Here is a 24,701-nt window from a genome sequence, read left to right on the forward strand (position 1 = left end):
GCATCCGGGCCGGGGTCGTCACGCTCGGCCCGTGCCGCCAGCCGCTCGAGGTAGTGCTGCCGGCCCTCCGTGTACACGGCGCATGCCCCAGAAGATTCGGGGGTCGCCGTCGTACCCCTTCACCTCGCCGAAACGGGAGTCGGTCATCCAGTCCTCGCGGGCCTGGCGGATCTCCTCGTCCGGGCGGCCCATGAAGTTCACCACAACGTGGTCGCTCAGCGTCAGCCCCAGCACTGGGAGCGCTACGGGTACCGGGGCCGATGCGCCGAATCGCGCATCAGCCCTTCGGCTGTAAACCCACAACTCGGCTACCCTGCGCGACGCGAGCAGCAGCCGGAACCCGCCCTCTGACCAGCAATAATTTACCCCTCACGAACTCCCGCTGGGGAGAATCTGGGGAGAATGAGGTCTGCTGGGGAGCGGCTGGGGAGAATCGACCGTGTAAAGCGGTGTCCCAATGAAAGCTCCGGAAACAAGTAAAGCTGCAGGTCAACACACCCCAGACCTACATCTGCGCAGGTCAGCGCCCCGCGGGCGAGGACTTCTTGAAGATCTTCTCGTGGGCGGCGATTCCCTTCGCTCCCACACTGGTGGGAACTATTTGTGGCATGAACTTCGACTCCATGCCCGGAGCTGCGCTGGGGCCTCGGGTGCCCTTCGCCATCGGGTTGATGGGGGTGGTATGAGGCAATTTGTATGTAATTTTCAAGCGGAGAGGCTGGCCGTAGCGGGCACCTGCCTCAAACACGCGCCGCGCACTGTTTGCGCATACATCGCCGCGCAAACCACCCATACGGGGCGCTGGGGAGAAGTGATGCGAGTGATCTCCTCGCCCTCCCCTTCACAGGCCCTCTGAGCTGGCCTTTCGGGGATCCGGAAGCGCTGGGGAGGATCTGGGGAGAACCGGGGTCGCCAACCGCACCTCGCACCTACGCCATCAAGCCCGTTCGCCGGACGGTTCGCCACCCTCTGGACTGCTCGTCGATGTCGCGGCAAATCACCGTGGGTGACAGCAGGCCGGGCCGGTGAGGGGGCCGACCGCCCGCCCCATGGCCGATCTTCCGGGCAGCGCGTCCGCAGACAGCGGGCGGCCCCTGGCCAAGGACCACAAGAAGGCAGGCCAACCATGCTCACCATCGGGATCATCCTCGGCAGCACCCGGCCCCACCGCGTCGGCGACCAGGTCGCGCGCTGGGTCCTCGACCATGCCTCGCGCCGCACCGACGCCCGCTTCGAGCTGCTCGACCTGCGCGACCACCCCCTCCCCCACCTCGACGAGCCGATGCCGCCCTCGTTCGGCCAGTACCAGAACGAGCACACCCGCCGCTGGGCCGAGACCATCGCCGCATACGACGGATTCGTCATCGTCACCCCCGAGTACAACCACGGCATCCCCGGCGTCCTGAAGAACGCCCTCGACTACCTGTACGCCGAGTGGAACAACAAGGCCCTCGGCCTCGTCTCCTACGGCGCCACCGGCGGCACACGCTCCGCCGAACACCTGCGCCTGGTCGCCGCCGAACTCCAGATGGCCGACGTACGCCAGCAGGTCGTGCTCTCCATGATCACGGAATTCGAGAACTTCACCGTGTTCAAGCCCGGCGACTACAACCTGGGCGCACTCAACACCATGCTCGACCAGGTCGTCGCCTGGACCACCGCGCTCGCCCCCCTGCGGACGGCCCCGGCCGTCGTGGCCTGACCGGCCCGCCCGCAATCGGAACCAGGAACCAGGAACCACCATGACCAGATCCCCCGCCGATCTGATGCGAGTAAACCTCCTCGACGTGTTCAACAAACCCGATACGGTCCGCCGGGCCGCGATCATCGCCGAGCACTACGCCGAAGACGTGGTGTGGCACGAACCGGACCGCGTCATCCGTCGGCGCACGAACCGCACGAAGCGTGCCGAGGAGCTGCGCGCGGAGAATCCGGACTGGGTCTTCCGCCCCACGGGCCCCGCGTCGGGCCTCGACGACATCGGCCACCTCGGTTTCGAGTATGGCCCGGTCGGCCAACCTCCGATGGCAACCGGCATGGACATCGCTCGCACCGACAACGGCGTCATCATCGAGCTCTACACGATCACCACGGAGATCCGTTCGGAGTAGCCCCGATCGTGCGGGATCCACCGAAGAGCCGCCTCACTCAGCCGGCGTTCGCGAGCAACGGCGTGAGGTCGACCGCAGCCGGACGGATCGTCGTGCGCCGCGCGCCGGACTACGAGGCACCCAGCGGCGCACCCCACGGCAGTCGTCGACACCACCAGGAAACGGGCCGACCAGATGGGGCGGCAGCTCGTGCGCCCCGTCCAGGAGCAGCCCGAGCAGTTCCTCCCCGAAGCTCTCCGAGCGATCCGGGTCCGCGCGGCCTCCGACGGTCATCCTGTTGCCTCCAACCAGGCGGCGGGCCGGCGTCCGGGCTGCACGGGCGGCGTGGCTTCCAGGATGCTCCCCGGCGACCGGGCACACCACACGGCTTCCGTGCCCGGCGGCCTTCACGGCCCGGATTCCCCGGCGGGCCGGTTCACGCAGGGCCGGCGCGGCCGGGTCCCGTCGCGCGTCGGGAAGCCTGACCGATTGCAACCAGGCATTTCCGGCCCGCGGTGGTGAGAAGGGAGCCGCCTGGCGACAAACCAGACCGTTGCCGGCCTGCGACTTCCTCACGGAGCGGAGGACGGCAGCCGAGGGGGCGGGGCTCTGCCGCCGTGAGGTGCGCAGCCGTGCCCTCCAGTGCCGCCGGCCTGAAGGCCGATGGGCGCGTCCCGCGCACATCGGCTGATGATGGGAGTACGGCCGAACACGCGGAGCTGATCATGACGGGTTGGCGCGTCAGGGACTACGCCCAGGACGATCTCGAATCGGTGCTCCGAGTCGACGCCGAGAGCGGCACGGCCGGAGAGCCGCCGCTCTTTCCGCTCTCGGACGCCGTGGCGGCCCTCCAGGCCCACCACGCGGCGGTGGTGGCCACCGCAGACGACGTGGTGGTCGGCGCCGCAGTGAGCAGGGTGGACGGTGACCGGGCGTGGATCCTGCGCATCAGCATGGCGCCCGCCTGGCGGCACCAGGGGCTGGGCAGCGACCTGATCACGGCCCTGGAGCACCGACTGTTCGCCGGTGGCGTCCGAACCGTGCACGCCGTCCTGCCCGACGGCGAGACCGGCGCCACCGCCCTGCACAACTGCGGCTTCGACGCCCGTCCGGGCCTGGTCTTCTTCGAGAAGCGTGGGCGAGTGACCCCTCAGGCGGTCAGCATGCTCGCGTCGCTGGGAGCGGAGCTGCCGCCCGGGAACCTGTGGCAGAAGGTAGCCGGCATGCAGAAGGAGAAGGAGCTCATCGAGCGGCGCCTGGTCCTGCCACTGGCCCATCCCGAAATGGCCGCCCGGCACGGAGTGGAGCCGCCGCGGGCCGTGATGCTCTTCGGGCCGCCCGGGACGGGGAAGAGCACGTTCGCGCACGCCATCGCCAGCCGTCTGGGATGGCCGTTCCTCGAACTGTTCCCCGCCCGGCTGGCCGCCGAGTACGGGCTGGCCAGCGGCCTGAACCGGCGCTTCGACGAGATCGCCCGGCTCGACCACGTCCTGGTCTTCATCGACGAGGTCGAAGAGATCGCCGGGACCCGGAGCGGTGCGGACGCGACCGCGGTCGGCGTCGTGAACGAACTACTCAAGGCGATCGTCCGGTTCCGGGGCCAGGACGGGCGGCTACTCGTCTGCGCCACGAACAACGTGACCACCCTCGACTCCGCGTTCCTGCGGCACGGCCGGTTCGACTACGTGCTGCCGATCGGTCCACCCGACGACCGCGCGAGGACCGCGCTGTGGGAGAGCTACCTGGCCAGGGCGGGAGCGCAGGCCGACAGCACGGCGCTGGCGACCGCCAGCGAGGGGTTCACCCCCGCCGACATCGCCCATGTGGCGCGCACCGTCTCACAGATCCAGTTCGAGCACACCTTCGACACCGGGACCCGGGCCCACCCCACCACCGAGGACTACCTGCGCGCGATCGGCGAAACCAGGCCCACGGTCAGCGCGGCCATGGCCCAGGAGTTCGCCCAGCAGACAGAGGAGTTCGCCCGCATATAGGTGTGCTGCCCGGATCAGGCCGGGCCCGTGGCCCTCCTTCCTCCTCGGCCTCCATGTGCCGGATTCCCTCGTGGGTGAGGGTGACCATCGCCGGGGTGTTGCCCGGCTCCCAGTCGACGGTGATCAGTCCTTCTCCCGCCAGGTATGTGCAGGCGGCGGCCAGGTCTTGCGTTCGCACAGTGTGGCCATGGCCACGTCCTTTCGTGTGTGGGCGGGGTGGGCTCCGGGGCCGGTCGGGGCTTCTCAGATCTCGTCGGAGTGCGCGCAGGTGCCGGCGGGGGTCCTGCCAGCGGCCGGCCACGAGGGGGCGGGGCCGGCTCCGACTCGGCGAGCACGTGGCGCGGCTTCATCGACGGAGCAATCCGCGTCGACAGCCCTGACGTCCCAGGAGGAACTATCGAATTCGGTCAGGACGAGCACCAGCTGGTCCTCCGCGAACCCACGTGCTTCGGCGTCGATCAACTGGAGGAAGGGGGTCGTCAACGACAACAAGGTCAACGTGTCCATGCCGGCGTCGGCGCGTCTCTCCATCTCGACACAGCGGGGATCGACGATCTCGTCGAACTCGACGCGCCAGGTCAGGTCCAGGCCGAAGCTGCCGAGGCGAACCAGTAGCTCAGCCAGCGTCACGTAGTGCTTTCCGTGCCAGGCAGGAAATCTGATCCCCTTCATCCCCGCCTCTGCTTCAGCTGTATCGCGTGCCATGCGGCCCCCTTGTTCAGCGAACAGTAGGCCACGCCCCTGATCAGCTCATACGACCCATCGGACAGGCCCTAGCTGTTCGCCGACCCGTACCAGGCCGACGCCGTCACGCTCCTGGACACCGCCGTCGCGGGGGCGAGCGCATGACCACCACCGGCCTGTACGAGATCGAGACCAGCGAGGGCGACGACGGCACCCCGCGCGCAGTTGTGTCAGCAGAGACCGTGTCCCACGCAGATCGTGTCGCATTACACGAGGGCGGAGCCCTTCATACGTGTCGCATTGTTGCGAGCCATCGTGTCCTTTTCCTGGCTCAAACGTGTGACTGACGTCATGCGGCCGGGGCGGCAAGGGCGATGTTGTTGATCACCGTGCCCCGCGGTCGGTTTGAAGCGATCCGGGACACTCCGGAGCCTCTATGAGACCCGGATCGCTTCAGAACCAGCAGGGGGAGCGAGCTTTCGGAAGTCTTTGGCCGCGACGCTGCGCCGAGCCCGACCGCACCAGACTGGGTCATCGCTTCCTTTGCGCGACTGCCATGCGATCCAGTTCGGCCCGAACTCCCTCTGCTCGCAGCCAGCCGTAACCGGCGTCTTGGAGGAGGCACAGCAAGCCGTCGATGTCGGCATCGGTCGGGTGCTGCCCGTGCCGGGCAAGAAAACCCTCCAGGTAGGGCGCTGCGGCCTCGTCCCAGTCGACCGCTTCCCGGGCCTCCAGCTCCCAGTCGAGCTCCCACAGTCGGGCGCCGTCGACTCGGCTCCATGAGAGCACGCGACGGCTGTCTGAGGCGACGACGATGTCGTCGACCGGCTGCCGGTGTTCACCGAGGACACGCAGGCACCGTCCGGTGCCGACATCCCACGCCCGGATCTTGAAGTCGCGGCCGGTGGAGATTGCGAAGCGTCCGTCGGCGGTGAATCGGAGCTTGGACGGTGTGTGGTCCGGTTCCTTTTCGAACTGCCGGAGTCGTTCCCCGGTGGCGAGGTCCCACAGCTGAATGGCCCCGGCCTCGTCGCCGGTCAGCAGTTGGCGTCCGTCGGCACTTAGGCCCGCCGAACTCCATTCGACCAAGCCACGCGGCTTGAAGAAGGCTTCATAGCCTGTCGGGTTCTGCGTATTTCCCGGGGGGCGTGGTGCGTCGATCCTGCGGACGAGTTGGCCGTCGGCCACCTCGTGCACCAGCACCGTGTCGCGGTGCATCCCGCCGATCGCGGCCGCAAGGGAGAGCGGACCGGCCCAAGCGACACTGGTGACTCTTTCGTGCATGGTGGACAACACGGAACCCGTGCGCAGGTCCCAGAGCTGAGTCCAGGGATAGCCGCTGAAAAGTGCGTGATTGTCGTCGGCTGCGAAGCGTACCGACCATATCTCGTGTTCGCCCACGTCGAAGGTGTGTAGGCATGCGCCGGTGTCGACCGACCACAGCCGCACCCGGTCGTTCTCACCGGACAAGAGTCGGCGCCCATCGGCGCTCAGGCTGAGGCAGACCCCCATCCCGCCCGACCTGCCGGGGTTCACACGGATCTCGCGCAGTTCGGTGTCGTGCTCGATGTCCCACAGCCGGACCGTGCCGTCGGTGTGGCAGACCGCGGCTACCGTGCCGTCCTGGGAGAGGTCGGCCGACTGGAAGTGCCCGGTGGCAAGCGTCTTGCCGGGCCAGGAGCCGCGTAGGACCGTGCGGATCGATTTGCGGGCCAGCTTTCGCCAGGCGGACAGCACGTGCGACTGACGTTCGTACCCTGCCGTGGCGCGCGCCTGCGTGAGCAGGTCAAGTGCCGCCGGCAGACGTCCGTCGGCCATCGCCTGCTCCGCCGAGACCACCTGCGCCTCCACCTTCTTACTCAGGTTGGCTAAGTCGGTGACGGGACGTGGCCGGCTCAGTTGGAGGATCGCGCTCCCGGTTTCGGCGGTCTTGGGTCCGGCCGGCATCGTCCAGCGCGCGACGGTGCCGTTGTCGCTGACCGAGATCGCACGGCGGGCGTCGCCCGCCAACCTCACCTCGTCCACGTAGCCACCCGTTTCGGGTAGGGCGAAGGTTCGCAGGCAACGGCCGGTGCGCAGATCCCAGAATCGGACAGTCCTGTCCACCTGTCCGCTGGAGAGTAGGAACCGCGAGTCACCGCTGAACGAGAGTGCCCTTACCCCACTGCGGTGCCCTTGGAGCCTGTGGGCGCACTGACCGCTCACCAAGTCCCACAGACGGATGGTCCCGGCTGCGTATCCGCTGGTGACCGCGGAGCGGCCGTCGGGGGATACGCGGAGAAAGCCCGGGGCGATCCCGTCGGGTATGGGCGCGGTCTGCCACCCGCGTCCGCTCGCCGGCTCCCACATCCGAATCCGATCGCCGTCGGCGAAGAGAGCCAGACGCCCGTCAGCGGTCAGGTCGATCCCTGCCCGCCAGCCTCCGTCGTCCTCGTCGTGCAGCACGGTCCGTCCAGCTCCCCAGAAGTCCCAGAGCGTTACCTTCCCTTCCTCCGCCCACAGCACGAACCGTGCGTCGGCGCTGATCCGGACGGTGTAGTACTCACCCTGAGCCACGAACCCCCTGCCTGGTCGGCGCGGCCGCTCCGTGCGCACCTCGTACAGGCCGCGGCCGGTGGTCAGGTCCCAGATTCGAATCGTGTCGTCCCCGCTCGCGGAGGCACCGACAGTGCCGTCTGGACTGATGTCGACGGCGATCACCGGACGGCTGCTCCCAGAGAGCGTCAGGTGGCAGTGCCCGCTGTCCAGGTCCCACAATCGCACCGTGCCGTCACGGCCGCCGGTCAGCGCGAGCGGCGCGTCGGCGGCGATACGGACTGGGTTCACGATGGACTGCTCGCCGCGCCAGGCGATTGCCGAGGTCTCGGTGCAGCGGGCGTCGACGCCCAGGGGGGACCGGGCGGCGCGTAACGCCGCTCTGACGTCCGGTTCATCAGAAGTCTCGTGCAGTGCCGACTCCAGCAACGCGCGGGCGGAGGTCAGGTCGCCGCGTTCCAGGTGTACTTGGGCGAGCAGGTGCCGGGCCTGCCAGGAGTCGTCGCCGGCGCGGATGCCGTCGAGTGTGGCGATGAGGTTCTCGTCGGTGATGTCCGCGCGTCGCCACCGCCGCAGGCCGTGGTTGTAGGCCGCCGCCAGGTGCTGCGGATCGGCTTTTGTCGCTGCCGTGAACGACCGGTCGGAATCGCCCGGTCTGCCGAGGTCGAGCAGGGAGAGGGCACGGTTGTTCAACTCGTCCGCCAGCAGTTCGGAGGCCTTGGGCATCTGACGAGGATGGGGGTGTCCCAACGCCCGCTGATAAATCCCGGTCAGCTCGGCGGCGATCTCGGACATCGATCCCGGTCGGTGCGCGGGGTCATGGCGCAGGCATCGTTCCAGCAGGTCGGCAAGGTCCGAGGGCAGGTGAGGCGGGCCGCCGTCCGGGGGAACGCCTTCCGCATGGGCGCGGTGCTGCGCGAGGACTTCACCCGCGACCTCGCCGGCCCGCCAGGTCGCTCCTCCGGTGAACATCTCCAGTACTGCGACCGCGTAGCTGTAGACGTCGGTGCGCCGACCCAGCGGCAGTCCGTCTACTTGCTCGGGCGAGGCGTATCTCCGGGTGTATCCGCCTGCCGAGACCGGGACACTCACGCCTGGCGCGGTGTCGTCCGCGGCCGCCGCGAGAGCGACGGCGCGCGCCCGGGCGATGCCGAAGTCGGTGACCTTCGCCGTGACGGCGCCTTCCCCCGCCTCCTCGATCAGGACGTTCGCCGGTTTGACGTCCTGGTGCACGAGACCTCGGCTGTGCGCGTGCTCGAGGCCCCACGCGAACTGGATCGCGAGATCGAGCATGCGGGCCAGCACGCCGCGGTGGTCCCCGTTGTAGAGCCTCCGGCCGCGGATCCAGTCATGGAGGCTGCCGCCAGGGACGTACTCGGCGAAGACGCGCGGGACTCCGTCGAAGACGCGTACGTAATGGCAGCTGCACACGTGCGGATGCAGCCCCAGCGACACCCAGGTCTCGGCCTCGGTGACGAACTGCTCCCGGCGAGTAGCGTTCCACCGCTGCCCTTTCGGGCTCTTAACCGCCAGGTCGGCGCCCCATGCGAGATGCCGGACCTGGTGCACCACGCCCATTCCGCCCTGTCCGAGGATCCGCGTCACCCGATAGCGGTCGTCTATGAGGTCACCCTCGCGCCACAGCACCGGATCCGCGTTCACGCATAGTCCGGTTCCGCGGCGACGTCACGCTGCCCCTCGCCGAACATGTCGGTGCCCTCAGTGTCGAACGTCATGACTGGGGATCCTGCGGTGCATCCAGGCTCTAACTGAGCGCCGCTTGAGGAAGATGTCATGACCAGAATTGAAGCACCGGCAGGCAGCATGACGCATACTGATTGCTGCAACCGGCCCGTGGGGCGAGGTATGTAAGAAGCGGGGGAAGCACCTTGGGCTTTCGGTACTACCTCTACGTCAGCGACAGCAAGGTCGACATGCTGCTGCCGCAGATCGATCCGTCGTTCGGCCAGAAGAAGACCAGAGAATTCGGGATCGACGCGAAGGTCGCCAGCTATCGCGATGTCACGGAGAGCACGCCGAACGACGACCGGATCAGTCGCCTGGACCGTGTCGTCAGTCACCTCGAGAAGCACGGTGAGCTGGGGTCGGTCGACGAGCCGGGGACATTCTTCCGAGAGCAACTGGCAATGCGGTGGAATGTGTTGACGGACAGTGACGGCACATCGCTGGCGTACTTCGGTGGTCGCACCGACAGTGGTGTCGTCGTCGGTCTGGGCGGTTCGACGCACCATGTCCTGGGGGCGTCTCCTGATGCCGGGGGCATCCCGACACTCGCCCGGTCCCTGTTGCCCTCGCTACTGGATGGGCTCCGCGTGGACCCGGAGATCGACTCGCTCGTCAACGGCGATCCCGGGCATCGTGCTACTCCAGAAGCGGCGGCTCTGAACGCGGTACGCCGGACCGTGGAAGCGTTGCAAGGGCCGGCGCAGACGATGGAGTTCGTTGCCAAGCGTCTTCTGCACGGGCCGAGTCCGGATCCGGAAGACAGATCCATAGTGCTGCTGGGTTCGCCCCTGTACGTTGCCACTGTCGACTGAGACCGGGCATGGCAGCGGAGGTACGGCTGAGCGTGGCCGTCGTCGGCGCGCAATCCATGACGTTCTCGTATGGCGAGCGAGGCACCGCCATCGTCGGCCGCGCCGCCGACTGCGCCATCGTGGCGTCCGCGGACCAGAGGCAAGTATCGCGCCATCACTGCGCGTTCGACATCGACCCGCCGACGGTGCGGGTACGCGACCTCGGGAGCCGGAACGGCACCTACGTCAACGGTGTCAGGATCGACGGTCCCGGCTCCCGGGCACACGACTTGGCCGACGGGGACGAGATACGAGTCGGCACCTTGCTGCTGCGCGTGTCCTCAATTGATGACGGCTTACCCGCCCCAGCCGACGGTGACGCTGACGAACAGATCGACGGTTACACCATCGTGCGGGAAATCGGCAGGGGCGCACAGGGAATCGTCTACCTCGCGCGGCAGCAGGACTCCGGCGAGTCACTGGCCTTGAAGGTGCTCCGGCCCGAGGTGGCTATCCACCCGGAGGCGGTGAACGGCTTCCTGCGCGAGATCAAGAACACCAGAGTGCTCCAGCATCCGAACCTGGTGCGATTCCGCGACGCCGGCTCCACCGGAACGCTGCTCTACTTCGCCTGTGAGTACTGCGAAGGCGGAAACCTCGCCCAACGGGTGATCGAACGGGACGGGACCCTGACCCCCGCCGTCGCCATCGCCCTGATACGCCAGGTCCTCGACGGCCTCGCGTACGCCCACAGCGCCCCCCTGCCCGCGGTGCGCCTCAGTGACGGCACCACGGCTCCCGCGCGGGGCCTCGTGCACCGGGACATCAAGCCACAGAACGTCCTGCTGTCCGGCGCAGGACCCACCCCCGTGGTGAAGATCGCGGATTTCGGGCTCGCCAAGGCCTTCGAACACGCGGGGCTGTCGGACTACACCCGCAGCGGGGCGGTGGGCGGCAGCGTCGCCTTCATGCCACGGGCCCAGATGGTGAACTATAAGTACGCCACGCCCGCCGTGGACGTATGGGCCTCGGCGGCATGTCTGTACTGGGCTCTCACCCGCAGCACCCCCCGGGACTTCCCAGAAGGTACCGATCCCCTTCGTGTGGTCCTGCGTGAGCCCGCAGTGCCGATCCGCAAGAGGAACGCTGCACTCCCGACCGGACTGGCCGCACTGATCGACGACATCCTCGCGGTGGAGGATCCACGCGAGGGCGTCACCCCCTCTGCACAGGAGTTCAGACGCGCCCTGGAGGAGGCGATGTGAGAAGCCTCCGTTCCGGGACAAAGTCGAGCTCGTGCACCAGCAGCAATCTGCTCAAGAAACTCCAACTCAGGGCTAAACCAGCCGATAAGGCTGATGTCCCGCCTCATGTAACCGCTCCTACGGCGGGGAAAGTGGCTGGTCACACGTGTGGCAACCTCATGCGCGCACGGACCTTGACCACCACAAGGGCGTCGGGGCCCTCGTGATACGCCACGGTTGGGCGGCAGCCGCAGCGCGAGGGCGGCTCCGGCTCAGCTGCACGACCCATACGGCGCCGGACCGCTGCGGGCGGCAGGAAGGCGTCGAACATTGCCGAGGCCTGCAGCCTGTTCCCGTAGCCGTTGGATTTCGTCGTGCTGGGCAGCTATCCGGGAAGGGCGAGGGTCTTGAACGCCGTGAGCTCGGCCAGAGCTTCGTCCCGTTTGGTGACGCGCTTCTGGAGTTCGGCGACCTGGATCTTGAGCCGCTCGATCTGCGTGGCGCGGGGGTCGACGATTTCGCCTGCCTCCTGCAGGGCCGTAAGGCGCCGCGAGGTGCTGGTAGGGGCCAGGGCGCGGGGTGCCGTCCCGGATTTTCTTCGGGTAGAACGCGGTGCGGGTCACTCCGGCCTCGGCGGCCAGCGCCTTCAGGTCACATCCGCCGCCGGGCGGGAGGTCGCCCTTGAGGATCCGGTCCATCGCGGCCCTGATCGGCGCCGTCATCCCCCTCCCCCAGCACCGGCTAGCCGCAGTTCGTGATCGACACCTCTGAGCCCACAGCCCGCTCTAACGAGCTCGTGCACGGTAGGTATGCGTTGCCGGTGGCTTCCTCGGCGTGGCGCAGGACCGCCAGGCGGTGCTGTGCCTGGCCGTCCTGCTGCTGTTGCAGCGAAGGGGGCATGGCAGATCTCCGTAGTGGTTGGAAACCCGGGGTGTCAACAACGTCCGGCAGTTTTATAGCTAGGGTGTTTTCTTCGGATCATCTGATCATTGGTTGATCTGTGTCGTTGACTGACGCCCAGTGGGCGAGGATTGAGCCGTTGCTGCCGGACCGGACGCCGAAGCAAGGTGGGAGCTGGCGTGATCACCGGCAGGTGATCGACGCGATCGCGTTCAAGTACCGCGCCTGCACTCCGTGGATGGACCTGCCCGAGTACTTCGATTCCTGGAAGGGCGCCCACAACAGGCTGCGGAAGTGGGCTGTCGACGGCACCTGGGAGCGCGTGTTCACTGCCCTGCTCGCCCAGGCCGACGCCGAAGGCGACCTCGACTGGATCGCCTCGGTCGACTCCACCGTTGTCCGAGCTCCTCAGCACGCCGCCGGGGCCCGTCAAAAGGGGCCCCGGCCGACGAGCCGGAGCATCATGCCCTCGGACGGTCTCGCGGCGGCTGACCACGAAGATCCATCTTGCTGCGAACAGCCGCTGCCGGCCGCTCGCTTTCGTCTTCACTCCCGGCCAGGCTGGAGACGCACCCGTGTTCCCTGAGGTCCTGACCCGCCTGCGGGTGCCGCGGGCCGATCGGCCGACCCCGCTGTCCTCCAGGCCCCCGTTACTGGAAGCTGAGACGGTGGGGGTGGAACGGATCCGCAGGACAGGTGTGGATCCGCAGGTAGCCGCGCCCCAGATACACGCCGGTGGGGGTGATGACATGCCGGAACAGGTCGGGGCGGAGGTCCTCCCGTGGGGCCCAGCTCTCCGATGCCGGGTCCCACTCGACGTAGTGCGCGGTCAGGAGCGGCGGCATGGGGGTGCCGCAGACGGTGCAGTCGATCGGGCGGGGGTCGGTGAGGTGCCAGGTGGCGAAGCCGCCGACCTTCCAGCCGGGTGCGAGGGACAGATCGCTGGAGTACTCGGTGGGGAAGTCCGCCTCCGCTTCTTCCTCGTCGAGGAGCCCTTCCTCCCACTCCGCGATGGACTCTTGAAGGTCCTCGGGGAGCAGGCCGAGGTATTCGTGCTCGGTGATCTGCTCGGGGTGGAGTTCGCAGGGCTGGGGCACGCACCCGGGTGAGCCGACCACGAGCGGTTCAGGCTGGTCGCCGAGGACGGTTCCGATGTCTTCGCTGCGGCGCCACTTCAGGACGACGTCGACGCTCTGGTCGGGGCCGTGTGCTTCGAAGGGGCACCAGAAGACCTGAAGGAGGTCGTGTCCCTCGGGTCCGGTGAGGTCGGGGATGTCGCGTGCCCACAGCTGGGCGACGGCCAGCAGCGGGATGGGGTCCGCGTCGCCGCTGGAGGCGTCGTGGGGGCCGGCCTGGAGGGTGGCGAGGAGCGCGAGCTCCTCGTCGGTCTTCTTCCGTCCCTCCGAGGCGGCGTGGATGCGGCGCGCGCGGCGGACGTCGGCCAGCAGGTGTCCGGTTCCCTTGGGGTGGACGGCGGTGCACACCGGCCAGGGTTCGTCGGCCGGCCAGAGCATGGGCCCGGCGACGGAGCTGTCCTGGGCCTTCGGGTCACCGGGGCGAGGATGCAGTCGCGTCGCCGTGCGCCGGCACTCGGCGAGGGCGGGGAACAGCGACTCGACGTCGTAGGGGCGCGGGGGCGTGGTGCGGGTCATGCGGTTCTCCGGTACGGGTCGTCGTGGGCGCTAGACGCCGGTTCTGACGTAGGCGGCGGGGTTCTCCAGAATGCAGGTGAAGGTGAACCCCTTGTTCCCGTACGCCGTGAAGTGGATTTCGTGCGGGATCGGGTTGTTGCCCGCGTACCTGGGGACGACGTTGTACTGGACGATCTCGTCGTTGTTCTTCACCTGGTCGTAGATCACCGCCTCCACCTGGACACGCTGCTCGGGCGTGTTGGTGGGGGTCTGGGTCTCGGTCACCAGGTTCTGCCAGGCGAACTTCCCCTTTCCGTGTCCACCGAGACGGTTGGCGTAGAGGTGGCCGCGGGCCTCGTTGAAGTCGTTGCCGTTCCCGCGCCATCCCGGGGTGCGGACCGATCCCGCCTCCGTTCCCGTGTTGAGCATCTCGGGCCGGATCTGGGCGTAGACGCCGGTGGGGCGCCCCAGATGGTCCAGCCGGCCGTAGCGGACACTGCCTCCGAACCCGCTCGTCGCGTCGCCCCAGTCGTAGGCGTCGAAGCTGCAGCGTTTGGGGGCGAGCCCGAGGGGGTCGGCGGAGGCCCAGGGGTTGGCGACATAGGTGGCCGGGTTGGGTGCGGGTGAGAGGCCGAGGGGGTCGAGGCTGGTGTAGCGGGCGGTGTCGGGGTCGTAGTGGCGGAAGAAGTTGTAGTGCAGGCCGGTTTCCGGGTCGGCGTACTGGCCGGGGAAGCGCAGTGGGGTGTAGGCGGTGGCATCGCGGTTCCACCCGGTGGTGCCCCAGGCGGTGGAGCGGCTGCGCCAGGCTGTCTCGCCGGTGGTGGAGACGAGTTCGGTCGGGGCGCCGGCGAGATCGGTGACGATGGCGAAGAGGCGCGCGTCGGTCTCGGCCTCGTCGAGGAACTTCCGCTCGTACTGGACGAGCGGCCGGTGTCCTTCGTACTCCCAGGTCAGGGCGGTGGCGGTGGCCTCGTCGACCTGCTCGGCAAGCAGGGTGCCGTCCCAGGTGTAGCGGACGGTCTCCACCGGGGTCAGGCCGTCGTCGGCCATGCGGTGCTTCGCGATGCCGCGGCCGAGGGGGTCGTAGGCGTACGTCCACAGGGTGCCGTCGGGGGTGGTGCAGGAGGTGAGCCGGTCCCGGGCGTCGTAGGTGTAGCGCCACTGGTCGGGCTTGCGAGAGGGGCGGGTGCGGCGCCGTACGACGACCCGGCCGGCCGCGTCGTACTCGTAGTGGAGGGACCCGGCCATCAGAAGACGGGTGCCGGCGTAGGTCCTCGGGCCGCGGGCCTCCCCGTGCCCGGCCCGGGCCGGCCAGTGCGCCGTGGCCTGGTTGCCGGCGCGGTCGTAGCCGTAGTTCTCCTGCCAGCCCGTGCCGGTGACGGCCAGGGGCCTGCCCATCGGGTCGAGGATGATCTGCTTGGCGTCGCGTTCCCCGCCGGGGTTCTGTTCGCCGATGACGAGCGGGAAGCCGTCGGCCCGGTAGGCGTAGTCGCGCGTCACCACGGGCGTGGGGCCGGTCCCGGCGACGAGGCTCTGGGCCGTCGGCCTGCTGACGCTGTCCCAGGTGGTGCTCAGGGTCACCGGGGTGCCCGGGTCGCCCCAGACGCGGGTGATCTCGCGGCCGAGCAGGTCGTGTCCGAAGGTGAGGGTGTGTCCGTCGACGGCCAGGTGGGAACGGTGTCCCGCGGGGTCGTAGGCGAGGCTCGTGACGGCGCCGGTGGGTGTGGTGCGGGCGATGCGGCGGCCGGACGGGTCGTAGGCGTATCGGAGGGTGCGGCCGTCGACGGTTTCGCTGAGCGGTCGGCCCATCGCGTCGCGTTCGACGCTCAGTGTCGAGGTGGCGGTGCGTGCCTCGCCGAGTGCACCGGTGAGGTCGTACGAGTAGTGGGTGAGGTCGTCGTCGGCCTCGTCGGAGTCAGTCGGCCCATGGCGTCCCACGTGTAGTCGACCATCTGTCCGGCGGGGTTGGTGCGTCGGATGATCCGGTTGGCCGGGTCGTAGGCGTAGTGGCTGGTGCGTCCTTCGAAGTCGGTCTCGGCCGTGAGGTTTCCGGCGGCGTCGTAGGTGTAGGTCCAGTGCTGTCCCAGCGGGTTGGTGACTTCCACGAGGCGCAGCTCGGTGTCGTAGCGCAGCTGGTGGCGGGCGCCGTCCGGGTCGGACCGGACCAGGGGCTTGTCGAAGGGCCCGTACTCGGTGCCCCACACGCCGCCGGCGGCATCGGTGTAGGCCGCGCAGTTGCCTTCCGCCTCCCAGGTCCACGTCTCGCGGCTGCCATCGGCGACGGTACGGGCGAGCAGGTGGTCGTCACCGTCCCAGACGAACTCCTGGACGCCTCCTGCCGGGTCGACGATCCGGAGGGGACGCCCGCGGTGGTCCCGCTCGACGCGCGTGACGCCTCGTTCGTCGTCGCCGACCTCCAGGGCGAGCCCGGCGCGGTCGGATCGGATGCGGATCGTGCTGCCCACCGCGTCGGTCATGGTCGCGATGGCGCCGGTGCGGTCGTGCGTGAAGCGCCTCGCCGTCCCGTCCGGGGCCTGGACCGCGGTGCAGTTGCCCAGGTCGTCGAAGGTCTGCCGCCACACCGTGTCGTCGGCTCCGGTGATCTCGACCGGCAGGTGCCGCTCGTCGTAGCGGGCCGTGGCCGTGCTGCCGTCGGGCAGCCGTACCGCGATGAGGTCGCCGTCCTCGCTCCAGGTGAGTTCGGTGGTGTGGCCGAGCGCGTCGGTGCGGGTGAGGGGACGGTCGTAGGCGTCCCAGGTCAGGTGGGTGGTGTGGCCGAGGGGATCGGTCTCGGCGACGACCTGGAGGCGGTCGTTCAGGTGCAGGACGGTAATGGCGCCGGTGGAGTCGGTGTAGCGGGTGACGGGATGCCCGGTCTCCGGGTGGACGCCGTACGCGAAGCTCGACGAAAGGGTTCCTCCGGGGCCGATGGTGCGGGCGACCCGGCCCTGTCCGTCGTACACGTACTGGAAGGTGAACCCGTTGCGATCGGTCCAGGACGTGACACGGCCGTCGCCGTCGTAGGTGAAGGCCATGGCGGGCCCCGAGGGTCCGTCCGGTCCGGTCAGGGCTATGAGGTGCCCTGTGGGGTCGTAGCCGTAGCCGACGACCGCCGCAGGGCCTCCGGGACCGCGGACGGCCAGGTCCGTCACCCGTGAGGTGGTGGCCGTGATCTGGACGACGTAGCCGCCCGTGTGGGACACGGCGGTCGGCGCGCCGTCGGGGCGGCGGGAGAAGACGACGCGGTTGCCGTTGCGGTCCTCGACGGCGGACAGCCAGTAGGCGGTGGAGGCGCGGTAGGGGCTGCCGGTGAAGGTCCGCACCTGCCCGCCGTGCGGATCGCGCACCTCGTAGGTGGTCTCGTCGCCGTCCACTCCCCCGTGGACCAGGGGGAGCCGGTCGCCTTCCACGGGGAGCACCTGTTCACCGTCGGGGCGGGGCAGGTCGTGCCGTTGACCGACGCGCAGTGGGCGCGGATAGAACCGTTGTTGCCTGATCGGACGCCGCGGCGGGGCGGTAGGTGGCGTGATCACCGCCAGGTGATCGATGCGATCGCCTGGAAGTTTCAGACCGGGTCTCAGTGGGTGCACCTCCCCGCCGAGTACGGCTCGTGGAAGGGCGTCTATACGAGGCTGAGGAACTGGTCCATCGATGGCACGTGGGAACGTGTCTTCACCGCGCTGCTCGCGCAAGCGGATGCCGACGGTGACCTGGACTGGGTCGTCGCGGTCGACTCCACGATCGTGCGGGTCCACCAGAACGGCGCCGGGGCCCGCAAAAAGGGGCCCCGGCCGGTGAGCCGGCCGACCACGCGATCGGACTCTCGCGTGGCGGGTTGACCACGAAGGTCCATCTCGCCGCTGACAGCCGCTGCCGCCCGCTGTGCTTCGTGCTCACGCCCGGCCAGGCAGGAGACGCGCCGGCGTTCGACCACGTAATGGCTGCCATCCGGATCCCGCGTCGAGTTGGCAGGCCCAGGACCAGGCCCTTCGCGGTGCTGGCGGACAAGGCGTACTCATCGCGAGCCATCCGGGACCATCTGCGACGACGCGGAGTACGGGCCGTGATCCCGCAACCCGCCGACCAGATCGCCAACCGCAAGCACAAGGGCCGCGGCGACGAGCGCCCGCCCAGATTCGACCGCGATGCCTACAAGCAACGCAACACCGTCGAACGCTGCATCAACCGCCTCAAGCAATGGCGCGGTCTCGCCACCCGCTACGAGAAGACCGCCACGGTCTACCGCGCCGGTCTCCTCATCGCGGGCATTTTCCTCTGGTCCGGGTCCGCCCGATGAAGAGCAGGCAGCTCACGGCCGGAGGCACTCTCCCTGCGGATCGAAGCAGACGAGGCCATGCTCGCGAGCCAGTGCAGCGGCATACTCGGACACTTCTTCAGCTTTGCCGTAGGACATGAGCAGGTACACGATCGGGCCCGAGGCCTCCTCGATGACCGGGGGCGACGCCCACACGACACTGCGATCGACGTCGTCGGGATATCGCCCAACGAGAGCTTCCACATACGCCACGATGCGCGGCGCCGGAGGCACGACGACATCGTCCGACTCCAGATGGCGCTCGTAGAGCTCGTCATACGTCGAGCTCGCAGCACGGTCGTCGAATGGACGGTCGCCGTCCCCCACAGCAAGGTCGTAGCTCCCAGGCGCATCGTCGCAGGCACGGTTCCGCCGCCACCAGCAGGTCCTGCGATCTCTCTGCCAGTGATCCGTAAGAGAGCTCCTAGTCGAACCGGCATGAGACGCGTCGTGCCCCACACCGCAGCGTGGGGCACGAGGGAGGCGCACCAGCTTGACCCAGTCGGTTCGACCCCACGGCTCAGCCACAAGTGGATCAGGCCGGGATGCGGGTCCCTGCGCCGCCCACCCTGATCCGCCGGTCGCCCGCCCGCAGTTCCACCGTCAGGACGCCGGGGCGTCCCATGTCCTCCCCCTGGTGGAGGGTGAGAACCGTCGCCTCGGGCACGAGTCCGAGCTCGCGGGCGTACGCGCCGAAGGCGGCGGCCGCCGCCCCGGTCGCCGGGTCCTCGACCACACCGCCCACCGGGAACGGGGCGCGGACGTGGAAGACCTCCGCAGAGGCGCGCCAGACCAACTCCAGCGTCGTCAGGTCGAGCCGGTGCATGAGGGCCTCCAGGCGGGCGAAGTCATACGCCAGGTGGGCCAGGCGCTCTCGGCTCGCGGCGGCAAGGATCAGATGGCGGGCGCCCGCGAAGGCGATGCGGGGAGGCAGGGCGGGATCGAGGTCGCCGGCCGGCCAGTCGAGCGCGGCGAGTGCCTCTGCCAGGTCATCGGCCGCGACGTCCTCGATGTGCGGCTCGACGCTCGTGAGTGTGGCCCGCAGCGCCCCGCCCTCGCGCGTCACGGTGACCGGCACGGTCCCGGCCCGCGTGGTGAATACCAGGTCGCCGGGGCCGATGCGCTCGCCGAGGGCCACGGCCGTCGCGACGGTGGCGTGACCGCAGAAGGGCACTTCCGCCTTGGGGCTGAAGTAGCGGATGGTGTACGCGCGCCCGGCGTCCGACGCGCTGGGGCCCGCTCCCTCGGGCGGGGCTGTCAGGAACGCGCTCTCGCTGTAGCCGACTTCGGCGGCGATCGCCAGCATCTCCTCGTCGCTGAGGCCCGTGGCGTCGAGAACGATCCCGGCGGGATTGCCTCCCTCAAAATCGTCGGAGAAAGCGGTGTATCGCAGGACGTCGAAGGTTTCCCGTACGGAGTTCATGCCGGGAGAACTACGCCGAGCCCCGAGGTGATTCCCCAGGTACGGGGACTGTCTCGGAGCTCCGCGTCCGGACACGACCTACACGCGGGCGCTGTCAGGAAGCTGCATCCGACAGGACTGAGCGTCCCTGATCCCGCCCGCCGATCGCAGACGCCGGGCCGGCACCGCGCCGCAGACCTCGGCAGGTGACACGAAGGACCGTTTCCCCGGTGAATTTCGTCCCCCAGAGGGAGGATGAACTTTCGGATTTCAGCGGGCGAAGGGGATGTGGGACTGACTTCGCCATGGTGACCTTGTCGATCCCCGATGACATGACCGCCTCGCTGGTCGCCGCGTCGGTGAAGGTCACATTCCACCTGTGGTCCTTCAGACGCTGCTGTTCCTGGCGGAGCGCGTCGTCCCACCCAGTTCCTTGAGCTTGTCCGTCACGGCGGCGGTCTCGAAGTCCGACTTTTGGCGCTTCCACGTGGACCGGGATCAGCGCGACGAGTTGGTGCTGTTCTTCTTCGTCGGCGATCCCGACATCGGGAACACGTACGTGATGCGCCGCGAGGCGGCGTCCGGGCCTGAGGCCCCCTGAACCGGGGGCGGGGCGTCCGTCAGACGGGCTGGGTGGCGAAGACGAAGAGGCCCTCGGAGGTGTGGATGGCGGCGTACCCGTTCGTCGTGAACTGCGGCATCTCCGCGATCTCGGAGGCCAGCAGCTTCTTGTCGTCGGCGTCGAGCGCGGCTCCGACGCCGTCCAGGTACGCGTAGAGGACGCCGTTGCCCGGGAGATCGCCCGGCCCGATGGTCACCTCGTCCTCCGCCTGGCGCCACAGCTCCTTGCCGGTCTCCGTGTTCCAGGCGACCGCACCCTTGCCGTACTGCACCACGGCGGTCTTGCCGTCCGGGGAGATGGCGAGGCCGTCGTCGTCGGTGGTGCCGTTGGTGTCGATGGCCGGCCCCTCGGCGAGCCGGCGGCCGCTCTTGACGTCGATCAGCGTCATGACCGCTTCGGAGCTGCCGTACGAGGACCATTCGAGGAGGGCCTTGTCGCCCCGGAAAGGCATCAGCCGCGCACTGGTCGCCTTGTCCGAGGTGACCAGCTTGGCGATGGCGGCCGGCGGCGTGAGGTCCTTGCTGTTCCACGCCTTGTTGCCCGTGCGGACGTCCTTGACGGTCAGCCAGTCGGCGGAGGGCTGGTAGGAGATGTCCGGCTGCGAGTAGTAGCCGAGACCGGAGCCGACCGTCCCCTTGAGGTCGAAGGCCGAGACATCGCTGGTCACGGTCTCCCCGCCACCGATCGGGATGAACGTGGCGCTGCCGCCGATGGAGCTGGCATCCACGAGGTAGCCGTTCCGGACGGGCGTGGACATGTGGGTGTCCTCGTCGAAGGAGGAGCTCCCGAGCTTCTCGCCGGACGGCGCGTACATGGTCAGCACGGTCTGGGTCGAGGCCTTCTTCAGGCCGCTCGCCGGGGTGTCGACGCGGTTGCGGATCAGGAGGGCCGGCGAACCGTCCCGCCACTCGCCCACCTGCGCGAGGGCCACCGCCGAGGAGGACGTGGACCCGCTGTCATCGGCGGCGATGGCGAGGTCGAACTTCTTGCGTAGCTTGCCGGTCTCGGCATCGAGGAGCCGGACGGTGAAGGTGTTCGTGCCCGCCTGCCCGTTGCTGTAGGTGGTGAGGACGAGGGCGTCCCCGACCGTGCAGATGTCGTTCTGCGACGAGTCCTTCACGGACGCGTTGCCCGCGCAGTTCCCCGCCTCGTCGCGCGTCAGGCTCCAGGCCGGCTTCGCGGCAAGGCCGGGCACCGGCTTGCCCTGGTAGACCGCGCTCTTCGGCGTCGCGGACGCGGACGCGGACTCAGTGACCGTCCCCGTCTCTCCGCCGCTTGGCTTGGCATCAGGCTCCGCGCTTCCGGAGCATCCGGTCACGAGACCCGCGGACAGCACCAGACCGAGCGCCACCGTCGTTCGTATGCGATTCAAGTTCCTTGCCCGTCTTTCCTCTTGAGTGATCAACGGACCAGCTTACTTCGATCATGACCCGCTCCTGCCAGGTGTGTCAGGGGCGCCTCGGGTTCAGGCTCTGGACTCGAATTGCTGAACCCGGGGCATCCGGGTTTGGCCGCCGACCAAAATAACGTTGGACAACTTGATGGCGGAGTAGCGAACCTGCTGCGCCGCGCCATCACTGGTCACGATGGCGAGCTCGGCGGGATGTACTTCCCGCCACTGACAACGAGGTGAGCCACGCCGTCCACGTAGCGAAGTCTGAGGGCGCCGATGTCCTCGGGGTTGACCTGGTCCGCCGGAATCAACGTGGGTTCGGTGGCTTCGGGCGTGTAATGGACCGGCGCCGATCCCTTGGCGTTGGGCGTGGTCTCGGACATGTCGTCTCCTCGCTGGCGGGCTCCTTGCCTGCCTTGTCAGAGCGTGTCAGCGCGGAGCGTTACCGAAGCATGACTCCCGGTAGAACGGCCGGGAATCGACACGTGAACTAGGGCGTTTCTTTCCGATCATCGAATCGTTGGTCTGGTCGTGCCGTTGACCGACGCGCAGTGGGCGCGGATAGAACCGTTGTTGCCTGATCGGACACCGCGGCGGGGCGGTAGGAGCGCGCACTCCCTCACCGTGCAGACCGGCGGCCTCCAGCCCGAGCGCGGCTTGTTCTGGCACCCGGCCCCCGGCACCACCGACGAGCAGGACGTCTGGGTCCACTACGGCTTCACCGGCACCGGCATGTGGATCTCCCCCACCCAGGACCGGTGGGCGGTCCTGCTGACCAACAAGCTCTACTACACCCGCGACCGCCAACCGCTGACGGACGTCCGCAACGCGTTTCGCGGTCTGGCTTTCACCTGAGACGCTCGGCCGCCGTTGGCAGTCACCCGTGACCTCTTCACCGCGACAGTCCAGCCCATCCGCCTCGCCGGCTGGATGACCCAGGATGACGGTGAGATCCGTAAGGCCTCACAGGGTCTCCGGGGCATCTTGGGATGCCTACTCAGCTACCGGGGTCCGCAAGCCCCTCACAGGTTGGACTCCCAGCCCCGGAGGCACGGGAGGGCCCCTGCCGTCCGTGTCCTGCGGCCGTCGGAGGCCAGCAGAGCGATCACCGCCAGTACGCCGCTCCGTGTCGATACCGGGTGCGGACGGGTCGGGACCCGATCATGAGCGGATCGGCCCGTTCCCTCCCGATTGGTGCGCCACCCATGCCGGAACGTGGATCAGGTAAGAACTGCTGCAGTCCGTCCCGCAGCGAGGCGGGGCGGCGTGCGGATACCGCCCGGGCGCCTGTGGCCGCGTCCAGCGGCCGGCCGGCCGCCGGCATGGTCCGCGTTCCCGGCGGTGAGTTCCTGATGGGGGCGGAGGACGACTGGGTCGTGCCCGGCGATGGAGAGGGGCCTGTTCATCCGGTGCGGCTCGCGTCCTTCTGGATCGACCGCTGTGCCGTCTCCAACGCGGCATTCCGGGACTTCACCGAGGCGACCGGAATCATCACGGATGCCGAACGCTACGGCTGGTCGTTCGTTTTCGCCGGGCTGTTGCCCGGCGACTTTCCCGACACCCGTGCGGTCGCCGAGGCTCCCTGGTGGCGCCAGGTGTACGGGGCGTGCTGGCGTCACCCCGAAGGACCCGGATCCGATGTGGACGACCGCGCCGATCACCCGGTCGTCCATGTCTCGTGAAACGACGCCACGGCCTACGCCGCCTGGGCGGGAAAGCGGCTGCCGACGGAGGCGGAGTGGGAGTTCGCCGCCCGTGGCGGGCTCGAACAGCGCGCCTTCCCCTGGGGTGACGAGCTGGAACCCGGCGACGAGCACCGGATGAACGTGTGGCAGGGCAGTCTTCCCGACCACAACACGGCCGCGGACGGCTGGTACGGCACGGCACCCGTCACCGCGTATCCGCCGAACGGCTACGGCCTGCACAACATGTGCGGCAACGTCTGGGAATGGTGCGCGGACTGGCACTCGCCCGCCTACTACCGGTCCAGTCCCCGGGCCGACCCGCAAGGCCCACCGGTCGGCCTGGGCAAGGCGATCCGTGGCGGGTCCTACCTGTGCCACGCCTCCTACTGCCGCCGCTACCGTGTCTCGGCCCGGAGCTCCAGCGGGCCGGACAGCAGCACCGGCAACCAGGGTTTCCGGTGCGCCGCCGAAGACACGCCCGCGGGGCCCCCGTGAGCGGCGGCGCGTGGGCGGGTGCGGCCGTGGCCGCGGTCACCGCGGGGTACGCGCTCGTCTCCCGGCGGTTGTCGACGACCGCCGTGTCGGCGCCGATGGTGTTCACCGGCTTCGGGGTGGCCATCGGTCCGCTCGGGCTCGGCCTCCTCGACCTGGAACACGACGCGGGACCGGTCCTCACCCTGGTCGAAGCGGCCCTGACTCTCGTCCTGCTGACCGACGCCATGTCCGTACGCCGTCGTGACCTGCGCGTCGGCGGCTTCCTCCCCGTTCGCCTGCTGGGCATCGGGCTGCCGTTGACCATCGGGGCCGGCTGGCTCCTGGCGTGGCCGCTGCTGCCGGGGCTGACCGCGTGGGAGCTGGCGCTCGTCGGGACGATCTTGGCACCGACCGACGCGGCCCTCGGCAAGACCGCCGTCTCCAGCCCGCGTGTCCCCGTGCTCGTGCGCAGCGGCCTCAATGTCGAGAGCGGCCTCAACGACGGCATGGCGCTGCCCTTCTTCGTGCTGTTCCTCGCGGCACTGCCCGCAGCGACGGCTTCGGAGGAGGGGGTCGCCGGGGTCTTCTGGCGGGCGCTGGTGCTCAGCTCCGCGCTGGGTCTGGCCGTGGGCTGGGGCGGTGGTTGGGTATTGCGTCGGTCGCGCGAGAGGGGCTGGATCGCCGACGAGTGGCGCCAGGTGTTCGTGAAGGACGACTGGATCACGCTGTTCTAGCGGTGCGGAGCGCCCCACCGGTCAGGGAGCGGACGGCCCCCGATGAGGCATCAGCCGCCGGGCGAGTACGCCATTCGCGTGTGGGACGCCTGGCTTCTGGGCTGCCCACGTCTACGCGAGCCTCGCCGGCGCACGACTGGTCGGCCAGCCCGTCGGTTGGGCAGAGGTCCGAGGGGGTGAACCCACGACGCGCGTTCGGACAACAACCGAGGACGAACACACCCTGGACGGCAAGGGCACGAACCGTTGGACACTGACCGAAGGCTCCCGCCGAGACGAACCGTTCAGAACACGCACGACACGATCACGCTCCTCCCCTGACACTGTGCGTAGCCGCTCCTCCGAGCCGAGAACCAGCCTTGACCAGGGGCTGTGCTCCTGCCGAAGCAGTGCCGGCCGGGGAGAATCTGGGGAGGATCAAGCCGCCTCGGGGAGCGTCTGGGGAGAATCGACCGCGTAAG

General features: G+C 68.8%; 17 protein-coding genes and 5 pseudogenes. 12 read left to right on the top strand and 10 right to left on the bottom strand.

All coding sequences use genetic code 11. From position 1 onward, the window contains the following. Positions 1-18: 18 nt before the first annotated feature. Positions 19-198: pseudogene (locus tag ACFYX3_RS10020) on the bottom strand (hypothetical protein); the annotation flags it as partial. 338 nt (positions 199-536) lie between these two features. On the opposite strand from ACFYX3_RS10020, the pseudogene ACFYX3_RS10025 reads away from it, so the two are divergent. The 4 genes and pseudogenes from ACFYX3_RS10025 to ACFYX3_RS10040 all read left to right on the top strand — a co-directional run. Continuing rightward, a pseudogene (locus ACFYX3_RS10025) lies at positions 537-686 on the top strand (CorA family divalent cation transporter); the annotation flags it as partial. A 440-nt stretch (positions 687-1,126) separates the two neighbouring features. Then, positions 1,127-1,702 carry an NADPH-dependent FMN reductase gene (locus tag ACFYX3_RS10030; RefSeq protein ID WP_017236599.1) on the top strand — a complete coding sequence of 192 codons (576 nt, stop codon included), beginning with the start codon at positions 1,127-1,129 and terminating at the stop codon, positions 1,700-1,702. Positions 1,703-1,742: 40 nt separating this feature from the next. Continuing rightward, entirely contained in the window at positions 1,743-2,111 is a 369-nt protein-coding gene (locus ACFYX3_RS10035) for a nuclear transport factor 2 family protein (RefSeq protein WP_026057722.1), read from the top strand. A gap of 704 nt (positions 2,112-2,815) precedes the next feature. Then, the gene (locus tag ACFYX3_RS10040; protein ID WP_376593480.1) at positions 2,816-4,084 is read left to right on the top strand and encodes an ATP-binding protein; all 1,269 of its coding nucleotides are present in this window, start codon (positions 2,816-2,818) and stop codon (positions 4,082-4,084) included. A 243-nt stretch (positions 4,085-4,327) separates the two neighbouring features. Here the strand turns inward: ACFYX3_RS10040 and ACFYX3_RS10045 are convergent, their stop codons facing one another. Further along, positions 4,328-4,789 (bottom strand): hypothetical protein, encoded by a 462-nt coding sequence (locus ACFYX3_RS10045; protein ID WP_369148152.1) that lies wholly within the window; start codon positions 4,787-4,789, stop codon positions 4,328-4,330. A gap of 510 nt (positions 4,790-5,299) precedes the next feature. Continuing rightward, positions 5,300-8,965, bottom strand: coding sequence for a protein kinase (locus ACFYX3_RS10050; protein WP_389010480.1), 3,666 nt, complete (start codon positions 8,963-8,965; stop codon positions 5,300-5,302). Positions 8,966-9,192: 227 nt separating this feature from the next. Between ACFYX3_RS10050 and ACFYX3_RS10055 the strand changes: the two genes are divergently transcribed. The 3 genes from ACFYX3_RS10055 to ACFYX3_RS10065 all read left to right on the top strand — a co-directional run bounded on the left by ACFYX3_RS10055 (position 9,193) and on the right by ACFYX3_RS10065 (position 12,570). After that, positions 9,193-9,861 carry a DUF7019 family protein gene (locus tag ACFYX3_RS10055; RefSeq protein WP_369148150.1) on the top strand — a complete coding sequence of 223 codons (669 nt, stop codon included), beginning with the start codon at positions 9,193-9,195 and terminating at the stop codon, positions 9,859-9,861. Positions 9,862-9,869: 8 nt separating this feature from the next. Further along, positions 9,870-11,105: a protein kinase gene (locus ACFYX3_RS10060; protein ID WP_389010483.1), complete on the top strand. Its 1,236-nt coding sequence runs from the start codon at positions 9,870-9,872 to the stop codon at positions 11,103-11,105. Between the two features lie 979 nt (positions 11,106-12,084). Further along, entirely contained in the window at positions 12,085-12,570 is a 486-nt protein-coding gene (locus tag ACFYX3_RS10065) for an IS5 family transposase (protein WP_389010486.1), read from the top strand. A 64-nt stretch (positions 12,571-12,634) separates the two neighbouring features. Here ACFYX3_RS10065 and ACFYX3_RS10070 read toward each other — a convergent pair whose 3' ends face one another. From ACFYX3_RS10070 to ACFYX3_RS10080, 3 genes are read right to left on the bottom strand one after another with little or no spacing between them, the layout of a single operon-like run. Beyond that, complete coding sequence (locus ACFYX3_RS10070; RefSeq protein WP_389010489.1) at positions 12,635-13,636, bottom strand: hypothetical protein; 1,002 nt, start codon at positions 13,634-13,636, stop codon at positions 12,635-12,637. A gap of 30 nt (positions 13,637-13,666) precedes the next feature. After that, positions 13,667-15,553, bottom strand: coding sequence for an RHS repeat-associated core domain-containing protein (locus tag ACFYX3_RS10075; protein ID WP_389010492.1), 1,887 nt, complete (start codon positions 15,551-15,553; stop codon positions 13,667-13,669). Beyond that, positions 15,442-17,034, bottom strand: a complete 1,593-nt coding sequence (locus ACFYX3_RS10080) for a hypothetical protein (RefSeq protein WP_389010494.1) — start codon at positions 17,032-17,034, stop codon at positions 15,442-15,444. The genes ACFYX3_RS10075 and ACFYX3_RS10080 overlap by 112 nt, the downstream gene beginning before the upstream one ends. Between ACFYX3_RS10080 and ACFYX3_RS10085 the strand changes: the two are divergent. After that, positions 17,035-17,912 (top strand): annotated as a pseudogene (locus ACFYX3_RS10085) (IS5 family transposase). A 12-nt stretch (positions 17,913-17,924) separates the two neighbouring features. Here ACFYX3_RS10085 and ACFYX3_RS10090 read toward each other — a convergent pair. After that, positions 17,925-18,257: a hypothetical protein gene (locus ACFYX3_RS10090; RefSeq protein ID WP_389010497.1), complete on the bottom strand. Its 333-nt coding sequence runs from the start codon at positions 18,255-18,257 to the stop codon at positions 17,925-17,927. A gap of 208 nt (positions 18,258-18,465) precedes the next feature. Further along, on the bottom strand, positions 18,466-19,353 hold the full coding sequence (locus ACFYX3_RS10095; RefSeq protein ID WP_389010500.1) for a PhzF family phenazine biosynthesis protein: 888 nt from the start codon (positions 19,351-19,353) through the stop codon (positions 18,466-18,468). 358 nt (positions 19,354-19,711) lie between these two features. On the opposite strand from ACFYX3_RS10095, the gene ACFYX3_RS10100 reads away from it, so the two are divergent. Continuing rightward, positions 19,712-19,933, top strand: a complete 222-nt coding sequence (locus ACFYX3_RS10100; protein ID WP_385666898.1) for a hypothetical protein — start codon at positions 19,712-19,714, stop codon at positions 19,931-19,933. 19 nt (positions 19,934-19,952) lie between these two features. Here ACFYX3_RS10100 and ACFYX3_RS10105 read toward each other — a convergent pair whose 3' ends face one another. Both ACFYX3_RS10105 and ACFYX3_RS10110 read right to left on the bottom strand, forming a co-directional pair. Then, the gene (locus ACFYX3_RS10105) at positions 19,953-21,326 is read right to left on the bottom strand and encodes a PQQ-binding-like beta-propeller repeat protein (protein ID WP_389010504.1); all 1,374 of its coding nucleotides are present in this window, start codon (positions 21,324-21,326) and stop codon (positions 19,953-19,955) included. 209 nt (positions 21,327-21,535) lie between these two features. Further along, entirely contained in the window at positions 21,536-21,730 is a 195-nt protein-coding gene (locus tag ACFYX3_RS10110) for a hypothetical protein (protein ID WP_389010507.1), read from the bottom strand. A 223-nt stretch (positions 21,731-21,953) separates the two neighbouring features. Between ACFYX3_RS10110 and ACFYX3_RS10115 the strand changes: the two are divergent. The 3 genes and pseudogenes from ACFYX3_RS10115 to ACFYX3_RS10125 all read left to right on the top strand — a co-directional run. Continuing rightward, positions 21,954-22,202: pseudogene (locus ACFYX3_RS10115) on the top strand (serine hydrolase); the annotation flags it as partial. A gap of 350 nt (positions 22,203-22,552) precedes the next feature. After that, positions 22,553-23,527 (top strand): annotated as a pseudogene (locus tag ACFYX3_RS10120) (formylglycine-generating enzyme family protein). Further along, positions 23,524-24,240, top strand: coding sequence for a cation:proton antiporter (locus ACFYX3_RS10125; RefSeq protein ID WP_229842704.1), 717 nt, complete (start codon positions 23,524-23,526; stop codon positions 24,238-24,240). The pseudogene ACFYX3_RS10120 and the gene ACFYX3_RS10125 overlap by 4 nt, the downstream one beginning before the upstream one ends. Positions 24,241-24,701 lie beyond the last annotated feature (461 nt).

This window comes from Streptomyces sp. NPDC002463 (assembly GCF_042889835.1).
In the GTDB taxonomy this organism is placed as follows: Bacteria; Actinomycetota; Actinomycetes; order Streptomycetales; family Streptomycetaceae; genus Streptomyces; species Streptomyces nymphaeiformis.